We start from the raw sequence: 17,190 nt of genomic DNA on the forward strand, positions 1-17,190 counted from the left end.
GGCCGGGCTCGGCGAATAGAGAGAATGGCCGAGGGGAGCCGTGGCGAAACGGAAATCGCCGGCGCGGACGAATTCCCGCGCCTTGTGAGCCGGACCGGCGTCGAACAACGCAGGATCGGCCGATAAACCCTGCGTAGTGCTGCGTAGTGCGTAGTGCGTCGCGTTTCGGGGAATCGCCCAATCCGTTCGCTCAGGCGGGCAGTTCGGTGATACCGAGGGCGAAGTCCAGGTTGCCCACCCCGTGGTTGGCGAGGCCCACCGTGACCACGCCCGCTCCCTCCAGCCAGTGCGCCATTCCCAGGCCGCCGACGTCCAGCGGGCGCAGCCCGAGGCTCTTCACGAACGCCCCCACACGCGCCTTGGCCCGCGCGCTGTCCCCGGCGATGAAGATGTCGGGCCGCCCCCTCTCCAGGACATGACGGAAGACGGTGTTGAACGCCTTCACCACGTCGGCACCGGCCGGGGCCACCTTGGCGACCTCCTGGGCTATTGAGGTCTGCTCGCGGTGGGCCAGCCCGTCGAACGCGGAGTTGAAGGGGTTGCTGATGTCGACGATGACCTTGCCCGCCAGAGCGTCCCCGAACTGGGCGACGACGGGCACGACACCGTCGTGCAACAGGGCCACGACGACGATGTCCCCGGCCGGGGCGGCGCCCCATTCCCCGGCCGTGGCGCCGCCGCCGAGCGCCTCGGCCAGGGCGGCGGCCCTGGACCGGTCGCGGCCCATGACCTCGACGGTGTTGCCGCCCGCCACCGCCCGCGCGCCGATGGTGCGGGCCATGTTGCCGGTGCCGATGATGCTGATGCCGCTCATGAGATGTCCCGTCCTGGTGGTGGTGTGCGGTCCGGTTCAGACGGCCGTGGTGCCGCCGTCGGCGACGAGTTCCATGCCGTTGACGTAGCTGGAGTCGTCGGACGCGAGGAAGAGGGCGACGCTGGCGATCTCGTCGGGGCTGCCCATCCGGCCGCGGGGGATGAGGGACTCGAACTGTCGCTTGGTCGCCTCGTCGAAGAGCTCCTCCTGCTTGGCGGTGGCGACCTGACCGGGGGTCAGGACGTTGACGCGGATACGGCGGTCCTTGAGCTCGTTGAGCCAGACGCGGGCCCAGGCCTGCTGGACGGCCTTGCTGCCGGCGTAGACGCTCCAGCCGGGAAAGGCGCTGAGGGAGGCGCTCGACCCGGTCATCAGGATCGAGCCGCCGTCGTTGAGGAGCGGGAGTGCCTTCTGGACGGTGAACAGGGTGCCTCGGGCGTTGAGCCCGAACCAGGTGTCGAACTGGGCCTCGGTGATCTCGCCGAGCGGGGCCGGCTCGCCCCCGCCGGCGCTGGCCCACAGCACGTCGAGGCTTCCCTTCTCCCGCTTGACGGTGTCGAACAGACGGTCCAGGTCGTCCAGGTCGGCGGCGTCGCCCCGCACACCGGTGACGTTGCGGCCGATCCGCTGTACGGCCTCGTCCAGGGCGTCCTGGCGGCGGCCGGTGATGAAGACGTACGCGCCCTCGTCGACGAACAGCTTCGCGCCGGCCAGCGCCAGGCCGGTGGTGCCGCCGGTGATGACCGCGACCTTGCCGTCGAGCTTTCCCATGGTCGTCCCCTCGGGGTGATGGTGCCGTACGCACCTGCGGTGACGGCTTTATGTACACCGTCCTGTGTACGTACCGTACGAGGCGGACGGCGGGCGCGCAACTATGTACACCGGTCGTTACCCGATGCCGGTACGATGGCCCCATGACGGAGTTGGAGAAGGGCCCCACGGGCACGCGCCGCGGCCGGGGTGCCCGCGAGCGCATCCTCGGCGCCTCCCAGCGGCTCTTCCGCGAACAGGGCATCAACCGCACCGGCATGGACCAGCTCTGCGCCGCCGCCGAGGTGTCCAAGCGCACGGCCTACCAGCACTTCGGCGGCAAGGACGAACTCGTCGCCGAGTACCTGCGCCGGTTCGACCCCTCCGTGCTGTCAAGCGTGTTCGACCGCCCCGACCTCACGCCCCGCGAACGGCTCCTCGCCGCCTTCGACGTCGAGCCCGGCGCCCCGCTGTGCCCCTACATCGCTGCCGCCGTGGAACTCCACGACCCCGAGCACCCCGCGTCCCGGTACGCGCGCGACTACAAGAAGGCCGTCGCCGTACGGCTCGCCGACACCGCCCGCGAAGCCGGCGCCGCCGACCCCGAACAACTCGGCGAGCAGCTCGCGTTGCTCCTCGACGGCGCGGCGGCCCGCACCCGCGTCCTCAACGCCGACGCGTTCCCCGTCGCCGCCGCCATCGCCGCCGCCCTCATCGACAGCGCGCTCCCCGCCGCGGCAGGCGACGCCCGACAGCGCGAGGAAACGCCCAGGTGACGTGGCCGCGCCGGGACCGCTCAGTGTTTGGGGCCCACGTGGATGTCCATGAGGGCGACTGAGGGTTTGCGGGCGATGGAGATGTTGTACGGGGTGCCGTTGCGGGTGCAGTGAGTCCACTCGATGCCGAGCTTGTCGAGGGTGTCGGTGCAGAGCCGGCGGATGTCGTCGGAGACATTGGTGAAGAAGTACCGGGGGTACTCGTAGCGCTTGAGCTCACCGGCGACCGTGCGCGTCGTCCAGTTGGTGATGCGGCAGCCGTCGGAGTGGATCAGGCCCCGGACGAACTCCCAGGGGTGGGCGTCGACGATGTCCTGCTGCCAGGGTTCGAGAGTGATGCGGCGCTGGTGCTTCCTGCCCGGGCCGTGCTGGGGGAAGAGGCAGTGCAGGTGCTTCGAGTAGACCTTCACGTTGTGGCAGCCGGCCTTGCGGACCCGGCAGACCGAGTTGTCGGGGAAGACGGTGCGCATGGCCTTTTCGCAACTGTCCATGAGCCCGGGCCAGGAGTCGTCGCACGTGATCATCAGGCTGGGTGTGCGGTGCGCCGAATGCTGGCTGATGTGGCCGTCGCCGAGATAGAGGCCGAGCAGGTAGCCGTATGCCGCGCGATCGAGGGCTCGGCCGTCGCAGCGCGGGCACTTGGGGTCGTGCTTGCCCGGGCACTCGCCGCGCGTCGCGCGGTCCAGGTGCTTCCAGTAGCCGACCGTTCCGAGCGGGACGTCGAGTTGTCGTGCCACGTCCGCGTTCCTCGCGCCGTCGCGCAGCAGCGTCAGGGCCTGTTGTCGTACCTGTGTGCCGTGAACGAACATGTGCACACTCTGTGTGGCTGATCATCGCGGCACGCAGCAAAAAGCGGAGGTTCACGCGAACGTGAACCTCCGCTTCAGCGGTGCCGGGTGCGGGAGTCGAACCCGCACGTCCTTTCGGACAGATGTGTTTGAGACATCAGCGTCTGCCATTCCGCCAACCCGGCTGGCCAACCCGAGAGGAGTGTACCGGGTGACCGTACTGAGTCGCAGCTAGGTAGGCTCTTGGGGAGCAGCACCACGCCCTGAACGAGGAGCCCCCGTGACCGCCCCCGAGTCGCCCCAGCCCGTGGACGCGCCCGACGACGACAAGTCGCACGTGCCTCCGCTGACGACCCGTGTCGTCATCGCCGAGGACGAGGCCCTGATTCGGCTCGATCTCAAAGAGATGCTCGAAGAAGAGGGGTACACCGTCGTCGGCGAGGCCGGTGACGGTGAGCAGGCCGTCGAGCTGGCCCGTGAGCACAAGCCCGACCTGGTGATCCTCGACGTGAAGATGCCCAAGCTGGACGGCATCTCCGCCGCCGAGAAGATCGCCGCGGAGTCCATCGCGCCCGTGCTGATGCTCACCGCCTTCTCGCAGCGCGACCTCGTCGAGCGGGCCCGGGACGCCGGTGCGATGGCGTATCTCGTGAAGCCGTTCAGCAAGAGTGACGTCGTCCCGGCGATCGAGATGGCCGTCTCACGGTTCACGGAGCTGAAGCAGCTGGAGCAGGAGGTCGCCGACCTCACGCTGCGGCTGGAGACCCGCAAGCTGGTCGACCGGGCGAAGTCGATCCTGCAGACCGAGTACGGCCTGACCGAGCCGGCCGCGTTCCGGTGGATCCAGAAGACGTCCATGGACCGGCGGATGTCGATGCAGCAGGTCGCCGAGGCGGTCATCCAGGACGCCGACGAGAAGAAGTCCGCGAAGGGCTGACCCCGCGAGCGGTCCCTACGACGAGGCCCGCGCTCCCCGGTTCCGGGAGCGCGGGCCTCGTCGTAGGGAAGGGGCGCCGACGGCGGTGACTCAGTCCTCGCCGAGGTACGCCTTGCGGACCGACTCGTCGTGCAGGAGGTCCTCGCCGGTGCCGGAGAGGACGATGTTGCCGACCTCCATGACGTGGCCCTGGTCGGCGAGCGAGAGCGCCGCCTGGGCGTTCTGCTCGACCAGGAGGATCGTCGTGCCCGATGCCTTGAGCTCGACGATCGTCGCCATGATCTTCTGCATCATGATCGGCGAGAGGCCCATGGACGGTTCGTCCAGCATCAGGAGCTTCGGCTGGGACATCAGGGCGCGGCCCATGGCGAGCATCTGCTGTTCGCCGCCCGAGAGGGTTCCCGCGGCCTGCTTCTGACGTTCTCCCAGGATCGGGAAGAGGTCGTAGGCGCGCTGGATGTCCTTCTCGATGCCTTCCCTGTCCTTGCGGAGGAAGGCGCCGAGCTGGAGGTTCTCCGCGATGGTGAGGCGGGGGAAGATGTGCCGGCCCTCGGGGGAGTGGGCCAGGCCGAGGGCGACGATCTTGTGGGCGGGGACGCTGTTGAGCGGCTTGCCGTCGAAGGTGATCTTGCCGCCCGAGGGCTGCAGCAGGCCCGAGAGGGTGCGCAGGGTCGTGGTCTTGCCAGCGCCGTTGGTGCCGATGAGGGTGACGACCTGGCCGGCCTCGACGCTGAAGGAGATGCCCTTGACGGCTTCGATCTTGCCGTAGGAGACCCTGAGGTCCTCGACCTCTAGCAGTGCGGTCACTGGGCTTCTCCCTTGGTGCTGGTGGTGCTCTCCGCTTCCGTGGTCCCGGCTTCGGGGGTTCCGGTGGCCGGTGCCGTCGTGTCGGGGGCGTCTTCGGCGGGGGTGCCTTCGTCGGGGGTGCCTTCGAAGGGTTCGCCGAGGTAGGCGGCGACGACGCGTTCGTCGGCCTGGACGACGTCGGAGGTGCCCTCGACGAGTTTCTCGCCCTGGACGAGGACGGCGACGCGGTCGCAGAGGTTGAAGATGAAGCGCATGTCGTGCTCGATGACGAGGACGGCGATGCCCTTGTCCCGGATGGCGAAGACCAGCTCTTCGGTGGCGCGTGTCTCCTGGGGGTTCATGCCGGCCGTGGGCTCGTCCAGGAGGAGGAGGCCGGGCTCGGATGCCAGGGCGCGTGCGATCTCCAGCTTGCGCTGCTCGCCGTAGGGGAGGTTGCGGGCCAGGTGGTCGCGCTTGTGGGCGAGGCCGATGAACTCCAGGAGTTCCATGGCGCGTTCTTCGCTGGCCTTCTCGGCCTTCTTGAAGCCGGGGCCGCGCAGGAGGGCCGACCAGAGGCCTTCCTTGGTGCGGGTGTGGCGGCCGACGAGCACGTTCTCCAGGACCGTCATGTTGGCGAACAGGCGGATGTTCTGGAAGGTGCGGGCGATGCCGGCCTTGGTCACCAGGTGGGGCTTGGGCGGGAGGACCGTGCCCTTGTAGGAGACGGTGCCCTCGGTGGGGACGTAGAGGCCGGTGAGGCAGTTGAAGAAGGTGGTCTTGCCGGCGCCGTTCGGGCCGATGAGGCCCACGATCTCGCCGGAGTTGACCGTGAAGTCGACGGAGCGGACGGCGGTGAGGCCGCCGAAGCGCATGGTGACGTCACGGGCTTCGAGTACAGGTGTCGTCATGGCTCTCTACGCCCCTGCCTTGGTGATGGCCGGTTCGTCGGTCAGGGTCGTGGTCTCCGGTACGTCGAGCTGGCCGGTCTCGTGGAACTCCAGCTGGCGCCGGCGGTTGGGGATGATGCCCTCGGGCCGGAAGCGCATCAGGAGGATGAGCGCGATGCCGAACGCGAGGAGCGACTTGTCCTGGAGGGCGACGAGCTTCTCCGGGAGCAGGTAGAGCAGGGCGGCGCCGAGGAAGGGTCCGGAGACGGTGCCCATGCCGCCGAGGACGACGGCGGCCAGGAGGAACGCGGAGTTGGGCGGGGCCGCTCCGGCGAACTGGTACGGGTTCGGCACCACGCTGTAGGTGACGTGGGCGCTGACGGTGCCGGCGAGGCCGGCGAGGGTGGCGCCGAGGGCGAAGGCGATGAGCTTGACGCGGAAGCCGTTGATGCCCATGGCGGTGGCGGCGGTCTCGTCCTCGCGGATGGCGATCCAGGAGCGGCCGATGCGGGAGTCGGAGGCGCGGCGGTAGATCGTGACCACGAGCGCCATGATCAGGACCATCAGCAGGTAGTAGTTGGCGAAGCGGCCGATGGTGAAGCCGCCGAGGTCGTGGCTCTCCCCGAAGTTGAAGCCGAAGAACGACAGGTCGGGGATGGACGGGATGCCGTTGGGGCCGTTGGTGATGTCCGGGCCGGAGACGCCGTCCATGTTGTTGACGGCGATGCGGAAGATCTCTCCGAAGCCGAGGGTCACGATGGCGAGGTAGTCGCCGCGCAGGCGGAGGGTGGGGGCGCCGATGAGGACGCCGAAGATCAGCGAGGCGGCGGCGCCGGTGAGGGCGGCGGCCCAGAAGGGGAACTGGACGCCGGAGAACTTGGAGAACTCGGAGCCGGAGACCAGGGCGGCGGTGTAGGCGCCGACGCCGAGGAAGGCGACGTAGCCGAGGTCGAGGAGTCCGGCGAGGCCGACGACGATGTTGAGGCCGAGGGCGACGGTGCCGAAGATCAGGATGTTGACGCCGAGGTTGGCGTAGTGGTCGTTGGTCTGGGTGAAGGGGAAGCCGATCGCCGCGACGAAGCCCATGGCGAGGGCGAAGCTGCGGTTGGTGGCGGTGAGGTGGCTGAACCGGTCGAAGAGGCCGGCGGTCTGGAGTGCCCAGGCGGTGAAGACGACGACGATGAGGAAGCCGACGAAGAGTTCGTCCTCGGCGTCGATGCCGTAGGCGAAGACGGTGAGGGCGAGGGCGGCGACGACGGTGATGGTCAGTCGCTGGATCCAGGGCGCGGTGGGCTGGGGTGCCGGGATGCGGTCGGCCTTGGCGATGTACGCCTTGAGCGCTTCCTTGGTGGTGTCGGTGGCGTCCTGCGGGAGGGCGAGGGCGCCGATGAGGGGAAGCAGGGAGGCGACGGCGGCGAGGTAGGTGCCGGGTTCCCAGTTGACGATGCCGCCGAGTTCGGCGGCGATCGCGATGACCGTGTACCAGGTGACGGCGAAGCCGCCGAAGGCGATGAGGACGAGGGGTGCGTTGTTGCGGGCGGGCAGCAGCCAGCCGAGTCCTCGGACGCCGTAGGTGGCGAGGCCGAACACCGCGGTGAGGAGGCCCGCTACGAGGGTGAGGATCTGGAGGCCGCCGGGGTAGCCGTTGACGGTGAGGTCGCCGGGGAAGTCGGAGGTCCAGGTCCAGCGCAGGAACGTGGAGGCGGTGGTGAGGATGCCGCCGCCGACGAGCAGGGCGCGGGCCGCGGCGAGGGGCAGCGGGATGATGCCGCGCTGTGCCGCGGGCGGGGTGGCCGGCGTCTCGGGGGTCTGGGGGGTCTCGGTCGTCTCGGTCATGTGATCACGCCCTGTCCGCGACGCGTTCGCCGAGCAGACCTTGTGGCCTGAACAGCAGTACGAGGATGAGGAGACAGAAGGCCCAGACGTTGGCCCAGCTGGAGCCGCCGAGCTGTTCCATGCCGGGGATGTGGCTGATGTAGGCGGAGGCGAGGGTCTCGGCGACGCCGAGGACGACTCCGCCGAGCATGGCGCCGTAGATGTTGCCGATGCCGCCCATGACGGCCGCGGTGAAGGCCTTGAGGCCCATCAGGAAGCCCATGCGGTAGTCGATGTTGCCGTATTTGAGGCCGTAGGAGACCGCTGCCACGGCGGCGAAGAAGCCGCCGATCGCGAAGGCTATGACGATGATGCGGTTGGTGTCGATGCCCATCAGCTGTGCGGTGTCCGGGTCCTGCGCGGTGGCCTGCATGGCGCGGCCGGTGCGGCTCTTGCGGACGAACCAGGCGAGGCCGGACATGCAGACGACGGCGGCGATGACCAGGAAGATGTCGGCGTCGGAGATGGTCACGGAGCCGATGTCGTGGTTGCCGTCGAGGCTGGGGAAGGAGCGGGCCTTGTCGGCGCCCGGGTAGAAGTTCCGGACGAGTTCCTGGAGGGCCAGGGAGAGGCCGATGGCGGTGATGAGGGGCGCCAGTCGTGGTGCTTGCCGCAGGGGGCGGTAGGCGAATCGTTCTGCCCCCACCGCGACCAGGACGGAGACGATTCCGCCGCCGATCAGCATGAGTGGTACGGCGACCACCATCGAGGTGCCGTCGGGCAGGATGTAGGCGTAGACCGTGAGGGCGCCGAAGGCCCCGGTCATGAAGATCTCGCCGTGCGCGAAGTTGATGAGCTGGACGATGCCGTACACCATCGTGTAGCCGATGGCGATCAGCCCGTACATCGAGCCTAGGAGCAGCCCGTTGGCCAGCTGCTGCGGCAGGGTGTTCACCGCATGGCCTCCATGTCGCTGGTGGTCGTGTGCACAGATCGCGTGCCTGGGGGTGGGGGTGTGACAACGGGCCGCGCGGTCGGGATCCTCCTTCCGCGCGGCCCGTGGTGCGGTGATGCGGTGGTGCTGTGGTGCGGCGCTGCTGTGGTGCGTGGCGCTGTGAGCGTCAGCTGCCGTTGAAGGTGCCGGTCTTGACGGCCTTCCAGGCGCCGTTGGTGACCTGGTACACGGTGAGCTGCTTGTTCTCGGTGTCGCCGTACTGGTCGAAGGCGACCTTGCCGGAGATGCCCTCGAAGTCGGACTTCTGGACGGCGTCGACGACCTTGGAGCGGAGGTCGCTGCTGGCGGGGAGCTTGTCGCCGTTGGCGTCCTTGACGGCCTTCACGGCCTTGATGATGGCGCTGGCGGCGTCGTAGGCGTAGGCACCGTAGGCGCCGTAGTCACCCTTGTAGCCCTTGGCCTTGTAGGTCGCGATGAACTGCTTGGCGGCCGGCAGGGTGTCGGCCGGGACGCCGACGGAGGTGGCGAGGTCGCCCTCGGCGGCCTTGCCGGCGGTCTGGATGTAGGTGGTGGCGAACATGCCGTCACCGCCGAACAGCGGGATCTTGACGCCGGCGCCCTTGAGCTGCTTGGTGATCTTCTCCGACTCGTCGTACTGGCCGCCGTAGTAGAGCAGGTCGGCGCCGGAGTTCTTGATCTTGGTGACGAGGGTGCTGAAGTCCGTGTCACCGGTGTTGACGTGGTCGGTGCCCGCGATGGAGCCGCCGAGCTTCTTGAAGGCGCTGTTGAAGATCCCGGCCAGGCCGGCGCCGTAGGTCTGCTTGTCGTCGACGACGAAGGCCTTCTTCTTCTTGAGGCCGTTGTACGCGTAGTCGGCGGCGAAGGCACCCTGGAGGGCGTCGGTGGTGGCGGTGCGGAAGTACGTCTTGTACGGCCGCGTCTTGCTGGTCTGCCAGTCCTTGCCCTGGGTCAGGGCGGGGTTCGTGTTCGAGGGCGAGATCTCGACCATGTTGGCCGAGGCGAACACCTGCTGCATCGACTGGGCGACGCCGGAGTTCAGCGGGCCGACGGCGCCGACAACGTTGCTGTCGCCGGTGAAGGCGGTCGCGTTGGACTGGCCGGTGGCGGGCTGGGCCTTGTCGTCCAGGGCCTTGAGCTTGAACTTGACGCCGGGGACCCAGTTGTTCTTGTTGGCATCGTCGACGGCGATCTGGACGCCGTACTGGATGCCGAGCCCGGTGGTGGAGTTCTCGCCGGACAGCGGGGCGTCGACACCGATGGTCAGGGTGGTCGACCCGCTGTCGCTCTTGCTGTCGTTGTCCCGGGAGCCGCAGGCGGTGAGGGTCAGAGCTCCGGTCGTGAGGACGGAGGTCAGTATCACCAAAGAACGCTGTCGCACAATCAGTCCTTTCCGCAGGCACCGTCGCTCCTGTTGGAGCGGCGCGGTGCTGCGCTGGTACCCAACTCCCGATGGAGCGGTGACTGGCCGTGACTCTAAGCCCGGTCTGTGGGCAGGGGCATCGTCGTGAGCTGGCTTGTGACTTTCTTGTTATGACGTGCCGGTTGCCGGGCTTGGTGGAGGGTGGGTCTCGGCCGGTTTGGCGGAATTCACCCTCGGTCCACATTTTGAGAACCTGCACTTCCGCTTGGCCGTGAGCCTGGCCTGGCGTTTGTCGTGCCGCAGGCCCTGTGCAGGAGCTCGGAAAGGTCGTTGGAGTAAGCGCTGCCGAAGATGAAACTGTGGTGTTGTATTGCGCGCGTGTTACGCAGCGTTACGTCCAAAAAGGCGAGGTCTGCATTCAGGGGCAGTCCCGAACAGTCGGAAACGGAAATTTCCACCGTGACGCGGTGCGTGGATCCGGCATGGACGGTGAAACCGGCTTCCGGTACGGCCTGGGCGCTGAGTCCGTCGAAGGCGGCGCCGATGACACGGACGGCGACGGGGGGTCCGCTGTCCACGGTGACCGCGAAGCGGAAGAAGCCGGTCGTGGTGGGGGTGTCGGTGGTCTGGGCGAGGCCGATGTACCGCCACGAGGTGATGTTCGCGGGCCACGGGACGGGCGGGGCCGGGTCGTGGTGCCGTCCGTCGTGGCCGGGCGGCAGGAGTACGGCTCCCGCGGCCGCGGTGAGGGCCGCGGTCACCGCCAGTGCGGCGCGGCGCGTGCGCTGGGGCAGGGCGTGCCAACGGTCCGTGAGGCGGGGCGAGTCGCCCCCGATGACCTCGTAACTCCCGTCCATGTCAGCCGAGTCGACGGATTCGACGGGCCCGATACCACTCATGCCGTTCCTGCCGTCAGCCTCATGGGGAAACGGTAGGGGAGCGGGCGGGGGTGGGGAAGACGGGGGGCGGTTTGGGGGGAGTTGGGGGGTCGGTGGTCCGTGGGGGTGGGAGTGCCGGTGCGGTCGCGGCTGCGGGTGGGTGGGTTCGCGGTGGCCGGGGGTGGGGTGGTCCGGTGTGTCAACAAGGTCTGTGGGGTGGGGGGTTGGGGTGTGGGGCGTGGGTGGGGTGCGGGTTGGTGAGGGCTGGGTGCGCGGTTCCTCGCGCCCCTGGGCGGGCGTGGGTTCAGTCGGGTTCAGTGGTGGGGGGCGTGCCGTCCCTCGGCTCCCGCGCCACCGGGGCGTGGTGCGGGGGCCGTCGGGGGAGTGGCCGGGAGGTCAGTTCGTGGCTGTCGCCGGGATTGCGTCGCCCGGCTTGACGTCGCGGAGGAGGCAGGTCAGGCGGGCCGTGCAGACACGGCGGTCGGTCTCGTCGGTGATGACGATCTCGTACGTCGCCGTCGAGCGGCCGCGGTGCACGGGCGTGGCCACACCGGTGACCAGGCCGGAGCGGGCCCCGCGGTGGTGGGTGCAGTTGAGGTCGACGCCGACGGCGATCTTCGTGCTGCCGCCGTGCAGCATGGACCCCAGCGAGCCGAGGGTCTCGGCCAGCACCGCGGACGCGCCCCCGTGCAGCAGCCCGTACGGCTGGGTGTTGCCCTCGACCGGCATCGTGCCGACGACGCGCTCCGCCGACGCCTCGACGATCTCCACGCCCATCCGCGTGCCGAGATGTCCGGCCGAGAACAGGGCGACCAGGTCGATCCCGAGGGCCGAGTACTCGTCGATGACGTCCTGCGGGAACTTCCCTTGCTGCTGCTCGCCCATGGGGCCGGCTCCGTTCGTCGTGCGCCTGACGTGGTGGACCTGACGGCTGAGCAAACGCTCAGTCGGTGGCCGATTGTTCCAGACGTACGACGACGGACTTGCTGGCCGGGGTGTTGCTGGTGTCCGCGGTGGCGTCCAGGGGGACCAGGACGTTGGTCTCGGGGTAGTACGCCGCGGCGCAGCCCCGCGCGGTCGGATAGTGGACGACGCGGAAACCGGGTGCCCGCCGCTCCACCCCGTCCTTCCACTCGCCGACCAGGTCGACGTACGACCCGTCGGCGATGCCCAGCCGGGCGGCGTCGTCGGGGTGGACCATGACGACCCGGCGGCCGTTCTTGATGCCCCGGTAGCGGTCGTCGAGGCCGTAGATCGTGGTGTTGTACTGGTCGTGCGAGCGCAGGGTCTGCAACAGCAGGCGCCCTTCGGGGAGTTCGGGGTACTCGACGGGCGCGGCGGTGAAGTTGGCCTTGCCGGTGGCGGTCGGGAAGCGGCGTTCGTCGCGCGGGGCGTGCGGGAGGGCGAAGCCGGCGGGGGAACCGGTCACGCGCGCGTTGAAGTCCTCGAAGCCCGGTATGACGCGCGCTATCCGGTCGCGGATCGTCGCGTAGTCCTTCTCGAACTCCTCCCAGGGCGTGCGGGATTCGGCCCCGAGGACGCGGCGGGCGAGACGGCACACGATGGCCGTCTCGGACAGCAGGTGGTCGCTCGCGGGCTCCAGGCGGCCGCGTGAGGCGTGCACCATGCCCATGGAGTCCTCGACGGTCACGAACTGCTCGCCGCCGCCCTGGAGATCGCGCTCGGTGCGTCCCAGGGTGGGCAGGATGAGAGCACGCGCGCCCGTGACGGCGTGCGAGCGGTTGAGCTTCGTCGACACGTGCACGGTGAGGCCGGCGCGCCGCATGGCGGCCTCGGTGACCTCGGTGTCGGGGGAGGCGGACACGAAGTTGCCGCCCATGGCGAAGAAGACCTTCGCGTCGCCGTCCCGCAGGGCGCGGATCGCGGCGACGACGTCGTAGCCGTGCTCGCGCGGCGGGGCGAAGCCGAACTCCTTCTCCAGGGCGTCCAGGAAGGCGGGTGCGGGGCGCTCGAAGATGCCCATGGTGCGGTCGCCCTGCACGTTGCTGTGGCCGCGCACCGGGCACACGCCCGCGCCGGGGCGGCCGATGTTGCCGCGCAGCAGAAGGAAGTTGACGACCTCGCGGATGGTCGGCACGGAGTGCTTGTGCTGGGTGAGGCCCATCGCCCAGCACACGATGGTGCGCTCGGAGGCGAGGACCATCTCCAGGGCCTTCTCGATCTCCGGGCGGGTCAGGCCGGTGGCGAGGAGGGTCTCGTCCCAGTCGGCGTCCCGCGCGGCGGCGGCGAACTCCTCGTAGCCATGGGTGTGTTCGCCGACGAACTCCGTGTCGACGGCGCCGTCCGTCTCCAGGATGAGCTTGTTGAGGAGGCGGAAGAGGGCCTGGTCGCCGCCGATGCGGATCTGCAGGAACAGGTCGGTGAGGGCGGCGCCCTTGAGCATGCCCTGCGCGGTCTGCGGGTTCTTGAACCTCTCCAGGCCCGCCTCGGGCAGCGGGTTGACGCTGATGATCTTCGCGCCGTTGGCCTTGGCCTTCTCCAGGGCGGAGAGCATCCGCGGGTGGTTGGTCCCCGGGTTCTGGCCGGCCACGACGATCAGGTCGGCCTGGTAGAGGTCCTCCAGGAGGACGCTGCCCTTGCCTATGCCGATCGTCTCGTTCAGCGCCGAACCGCTGGACTCGTGGCACATGTTGGAGCAGTCCGGCAGGTTGTTGGTGCCCAGCTCCCGCGCGAACAGCTGGTACAGGAACGCCGCCTCGTTGCTGGTGCGGCCCGAGGTGTAGAACAGCGCCTCGTCGGGCGAGCCGAGGGCGGCGATCTCCTCGGCGACGATGTCGAAGGCACGCTCCCAGGAGACCGGTTCGTAGTGCTCGGCTCCTTCGGGGAGATACATGGGGTGCGTGAGACGGCCCTGCTGGCCCAGCCAGTAGCCGCTGCGGGTCGCGAGGTCGGCCACCGGGTGGGCGGCGAAGAACTCGGGGGTGACCCGGCGCAGGGTGGCCTCCTCGGCGACCGCCTTCGCGCCGTTCTCGCAGAACTCCGCCGCGTGCCGGTGGTCCGGCTCGGGCCAGGCGCAGCCCGGGCAGTCGAAGCCGTTCTTCTGATTGACCCGCAGCAGCGTCAACGCGGTGCGCTTCACACCCATCTGCTGCTGCGCGATGCGCAGCGTGTGCCCGATCGCGGGAAGTCCGGCCGCGGCGTGCTTGGGATCGGCGACCTGCGGCGCGTCCTGAACCGGATCGCCCTTGGGCGGCTTCGTGGCCATCGTGGGCCCCTCCTTCGCTGGCACCTGTGCGCTTCTTATTCGATCCTCGCACGTGTCACCGACAACGTCCGTGGCGCGTGCGTCCTCTCCCGCTCCCGCCCCTCCGCGGACTGCTCCCGTCACCACGCCGAACCGCGTTCTCGTCCCGGCGCCGCGGTGGCCGTGCGTCCCGACTGTCAGTGGGGCGTGGCAGGATCGGGGGCGTGGCAGAGACAGCATCGAAGAAGACCGAAAAGACCTCCGGCGGAGACCGTCCACGGCTGATGCTGATGGACGGGCACTCGCTTGCCTACCGCGCGTTCTTCGCGCTGCCCGCGGAGAACTTCACGACCGCGACGGGCCAGCCGACGAATGCGATCTACGGCTTCGCGTCGATGCTGGCCAACACCCTGCGTGACGAGGCGCCCACGCACTTCGCGGTGGCCTTCGACGTGTCCCGCAAGACCTGGCGCTCCGAGGAGTTCACGGAGTACAAGGCGAACCGCTCCAAGACCCCGGACGAGTTCAAGGGCCAGGTCGAGCTGATCGGCGAGCTGCTCGACGCGATGCACGTCTCCCGCTTCGCGGTGGACGGCTTCGAGGCCGACGACGTCATCGCCACGCTCGCCACCCAGGCCGAGGCCGAGGGCTTCGACGTGCTGATCGTCACCGGCGACCGCGACTCCTTCCAGCTCGTGTCCGAGCACACCACCGTGCTCTACCCGACGAAGGGCGTCTCCGAGCTGACCCGGTTCACTCCGGAGAAGGTCGTCGAGAAGTACGGCTTGACGCCCGCCCAGTACCCCGACTTCGCGGCCCTGCGCGGCGACCCGTCCGACAACCTCCCCGGCATCCCCGGAGTCGGCGAGAAGACCGCCGCGAAGTGGATCAACCAGTTCGGTTCGTTCGCCGAGTTGGTCGACCGGGTCGACGAGGTCAAGGGCAAGGCCGGGCAGAACCTCCGCGACCACCTGGACGCCGTCAAGCTCAACCGCCGGCTGACCGAGATGGTCAAGGACGTAGAGCTGCCCAAGACGGTCGTCGACCTGGAGCGCGCTCCGTACGACCGCACGGGCGTCGCGATGGTTCTCGACACCCTGGAGATCCGCAACCCGTCCCTGCGCGAGCGCCTGCTCGCCGTGGACCCGGGTGCCGAGGAGGCCGAACCGACCCCGCCCGCCGAGAGCGGTGTGGCGGTCGACGGCTCGGTCCTGGGCACCGGTGAACTGACCGGCTGGCTCGCCGACCACGGCACCGAGCCGCTCGGTGTCGCCACCGTCGACACCTGGGCGCTCGGCACCGGCTCGGTGACCGAGGTCGCGCTCGCCACCGCCGGGGGAGCCGCCGCCTGGTTCGACCCCGCCGAACTGGACGAGAGCGACGAGAACGCGTTCGCGGCCTGGCTGTCCGACGCCGGCCGCCCCAAGGTGTTCCACAACGCCAAGGGCGCGATGCGGGTCTTCGCCGACCACGGCTGGACCATCGCCGGCATCACCATGGACACCGCGCTCGCCGCCTACCTGGTCAAGCCCGGCCGCCGCTCCTTCGACCTGGACGCCCTCTCCCTGGAGTACCTCGGCCGTGAGCTGGCCCCCGCCGCCGCGGCCGACGGGCAGCTCGCGTTCGGCACGGACGACGGCGCCGAGGCGGACGCCCTGATGGTGCAGGCCCGCGCGATCCTCGACCTGGGGACGGCCTTCGGGGAGCGCCTTCAGGAGGTCGGCGCGGCCGACCTGCTCCGGGACATGGAGCTGCCCACCTCGATCCTGCTGGCCCGTCTGGAGCGCTCCGGTATCGCCGCCGACAAGGCGCACCTGGAGGCCATGGAGCAGATGTTCGCCGGAGCCGTGCAGCAGGCGGTGAAGGAGGCGCACGCGGCGGCGGGGCACGAGTTCAACCTCGGCTCGCCCAAGCAGCTCCAGGAAGTCCTCTTCGGTGAACTCGGCCTCCCGAAGACCAAGAAGACGAAGACCGGCTACACGACGGACGCCGACGCCCTGGCCTGGCTGGCCAACCAGACGGAGAACGAACTGCCGGTCATCATGCTCCGCCACCGCGAGCAGGCGAAGCTGCGCGTCACCGTAGAGGGCCTGATCAAGACGATCGCCACCGACGGCCGCATCCACACCACGTTCAACCAGACGGTCGCGGCGACGGGCCGCCTGTCGTCGACGGACCCGAACCTGCAGAACATCCCGGTCCGCACGGACGAGGGCAGGGCGATCCGCCGGGGCTTCGTGGTGGGCGAGGGCTACGAGTCCCTGATGACCGCGGACTACAGCCAGATCGAACTCCGCGTGATGGCCCATCTCTCCGAGGACGAGGGCCTGTTGGAGGCGTTCAGCTCGGGGGAGGACCTGCACACCACGGTCGCCTCCCAGGTGTTCTCGGTCGAGGGTTCCGCGGTCGACGCGGAGATGCGCCGCAAGATCAAGGCGATGTCGTACGGCCTCGCCTACGGCCTCTCCGCCTTCGGTCTCTCCCAGCAGCTGAACATCGACGCGGGCGAGGCGCGGGTCCTGATGGACACGTACTTCGAGCGCTTCGGCGGCGTACGGGACTATCTGCGCCGCGCGGTCGACGAGGCGAGGGCGACGGGCTACACGGCGACCCTCTTCGGCCGCCGCCGCTACCTCCCCGACCTCAACAGCGACAACCGCCAGCGCCGCGAGGCCGCCGAGCGCATGGCGTTGAACGCGCCGATCCAGGGCACCGCGGCGGACATCGTCAAGATGGCCATGCTCAAGGTCGACACCGCCCTCCGCGAGGCCGGCCTCACGTCCCGCATGCTCCTCCAGGTCCACGACGAAATCGTCCTGGAGATCGCCCCCGGCGAGCGCGAGGCCACGGAGGAACTGGTCCGCCGGGCGATGGCCGGTGCGGTCCATCTCCGGGCACCGCTGGACGTCTCGGTGGGCGTGGGCCCGGACTGGGAGTCGGCCGCGCACTAGCCTCCGGCGGTCGGGCGGAAGGGAGTCGCGGGGCGCGGAAGCCGGGTGGAGGTGGCGCGAGGCGCCGGGAGGTGTCGGGGGCGCCGGGGGATTCGCTTCGGCGGGTCGGCTGGGGATGCCGTAGGAGGGTTCGGACGACCGGTCCCGCCTCGGTTCCCGGCCCCGGTCCTCCTCCAGGGCGATGTGAGGTCTGCCCGCAAGGCATCCCCGGGTCCGACGGGTGCCGAAGCGGCGGCGGATCAAGCGGATCACGTGGATTAACCGGAG

14 protein-coding genes and 1 tRNA gene are annotated in these 17,190 nt (G+C 69.3%); 3 read left to right on the forward strand and 12 right to left on the reverse strand.

What is annotated here, in order from left to right; genetic code table 11:
• Nucleotides 1–190 precede the first annotated feature (190 nt).
• Both ACIPTO_RS25115 and ACIPTO_RS25120 read right to left on the reverse strand, forming a co-directional pair.
• On the reverse strand, nt 191–814 hold the full coding sequence (locus ACIPTO_RS25115) for an NADPH-dependent F420 reductase (RefSeq protein ID WP_401195740.1): 624 nt from the start codon (nt 812–814) through the stop codon (nt 191–193).
• A gap of 36 nt (nt 815–850) precedes the next feature.
• Nucleotides 851–1,585: an SDR family NAD(P)-dependent oxidoreductase gene (locus ACIPTO_RS25120; protein WP_401195743.1), complete on the reverse strand. Its 735-nt coding sequence runs from the start codon at nt 1,583–1,585 to the stop codon at nt 851–853.
• Between the two features lie 143 nt (nt 1,586–1,728).
• Between ACIPTO_RS25120 and ACIPTO_RS25125 the strand changes: the two genes are divergently transcribed.
• Nucleotides 1,729–2,340, forward strand: coding sequence for a TetR/AcrR family transcriptional regulator (locus tag ACIPTO_RS25125; protein ID WP_401195745.1), 612 nt, complete (start codon nt 1,729–1,731; stop codon nt 2,338–2,340).
• Between the two features lie 20 nt (nt 2,341–2,360).
• On the opposite strand, the gene ACIPTO_RS25130 is transcribed toward ACIPTO_RS25125, so the two are convergent.
• Both ACIPTO_RS25130 and ACIPTO_RS25135 read right to left on the reverse strand, forming a co-directional pair.
• On the reverse strand, nt 2,361–3,149 hold the full coding sequence (locus tag ACIPTO_RS25130) for a helix-turn-helix domain-containing protein (RefSeq protein ID WP_401195747.1): 789 nt from the start codon (nt 3,147–3,149) through the stop codon (nt 2,361–2,363).
• Between the two features lie 81 nt (nt 3,150–3,230).
• Nucleotides 3,231–3,313: transfer RNA gene (locus ACIPTO_RS25135), tRNA-Leu, on the reverse strand.
• Nucleotides 3,314–3,408: 95 nt separating this feature from the next.
• Between ACIPTO_RS25135 and ACIPTO_RS25140 the strand changes: the two genes are divergently transcribed.
• Entirely contained in the window at nt 3,409–4,065 is a 657-nt protein-coding gene (locus tag ACIPTO_RS25140; protein ID WP_266767657.1) for an ANTAR domain-containing response regulator, read from the forward strand.
• A gap of 90 nt (nt 4,066–4,155) precedes the next feature.
• Here the strand turns inward: ACIPTO_RS25140 and ACIPTO_RS25145 are convergent, their stop codons facing one another.
• The 8 genes from ACIPTO_RS25145 to ACIPTO_RS25180 form a co-directional block, all read right to left on the reverse strand.
• Nucleotides 4,156–4,872: an ABC transporter ATP-binding protein gene (locus ACIPTO_RS25145; RefSeq protein WP_328832075.1), complete on the reverse strand. Its 717-nt coding sequence runs from the start codon at nt 4,870–4,872 to the stop codon at nt 4,156–4,158.
• The gene (locus tag ACIPTO_RS25150) at nt 4,869–5,759 is read right to left on the reverse strand and encodes an ABC transporter ATP-binding protein (protein WP_401195750.1); all 891 of its coding nucleotides are present in this window, start codon (nt 5,757–5,759) and stop codon (nt 4,869–4,871) included. Before ACIPTO_RS25150 ends, ACIPTO_RS25145 begins: the two co-directional genes overlap by 4 nt.
• A 6-nt stretch (nt 5,760–5,765) precedes the next feature.
• Nucleotides 5,766–7,574 (reverse strand): ABC transporter permease subunit, encoded by a 1,809-nt coding sequence (locus ACIPTO_RS25155; protein ID WP_366319669.1) that lies wholly within the window; start codon nt 7,572–7,574, stop codon nt 5,766–5,768.
• A gap of 4 nt (nt 7,575–7,578) precedes the next feature.
• The gene (locus ACIPTO_RS25160) at nt 7,579–8,508 is read right to left on the reverse strand and encodes a branched-chain amino acid ABC transporter permease (RefSeq protein ID WP_366319667.1); all 930 of its coding nucleotides are present in this window, start codon (nt 8,506–8,508) and stop codon (nt 7,579–7,581) included.
• Between the two features lie 166 nt (nt 8,509–8,674).
• Entirely contained in the window at nt 8,675–9,892 is a 1,218-nt protein-coding gene (locus ACIPTO_RS25165; protein WP_366319993.1) for a branched-chain amino acid ABC transporter substrate-binding protein, read from the reverse strand.
• A gap of 224 nt (nt 9,893–10,116) precedes the next feature.
• Entirely contained in the window at nt 10,117–10,788 is a 672-nt protein-coding gene (locus ACIPTO_RS25170; RefSeq protein WP_366319665.1) for a hypothetical protein, read from the reverse strand.
• A gap of 375 nt (nt 10,789–11,163) precedes the next feature.
• Nucleotides 11,164–11,652 (reverse strand): PaaI family thioesterase, encoded by a 489-nt coding sequence (locus tag ACIPTO_RS25175; protein WP_401195753.1) that lies wholly within the window; start codon nt 11,650–11,652, stop codon nt 11,164–11,166.
• Nucleotides 11,653–11,710: 58 nt separating this feature from the next.
• Nucleotides 11,711–13,993 carry an FdhF/YdeP family oxidoreductase gene (locus ACIPTO_RS25180; RefSeq protein ID WP_401195755.1) on the reverse strand — a complete coding sequence of 761 codons (2,283 nt, stop codon included), beginning with the start codon at nt 13,991–13,993 and terminating at the stop codon, nt 11,711–11,713.
• A 203-nt stretch (nt 13,994–14,196) separates the two neighbouring features.
• Between ACIPTO_RS25180 and polA the strand changes: the two genes are divergently transcribed.
• Nucleotides 14,197–16,923: a DNA polymerase I gene (gene polA, locus ACIPTO_RS25185; protein ID WP_401195758.1), complete on the forward strand. Its 2,727-nt coding sequence runs from the start codon at nt 14,197–14,199 to the stop codon at nt 16,921–16,923.
• Nucleotides 16,924–17,190 lie beyond the last annotated feature (267 nt).

The organism is Streptomyces sp. NPDC090083, assembly GCF_044747445.1.
Lineage (GTDB): Bacteria > Actinomycetota > Actinomycetes > Streptomycetales > Streptomycetaceae > Streptomyces.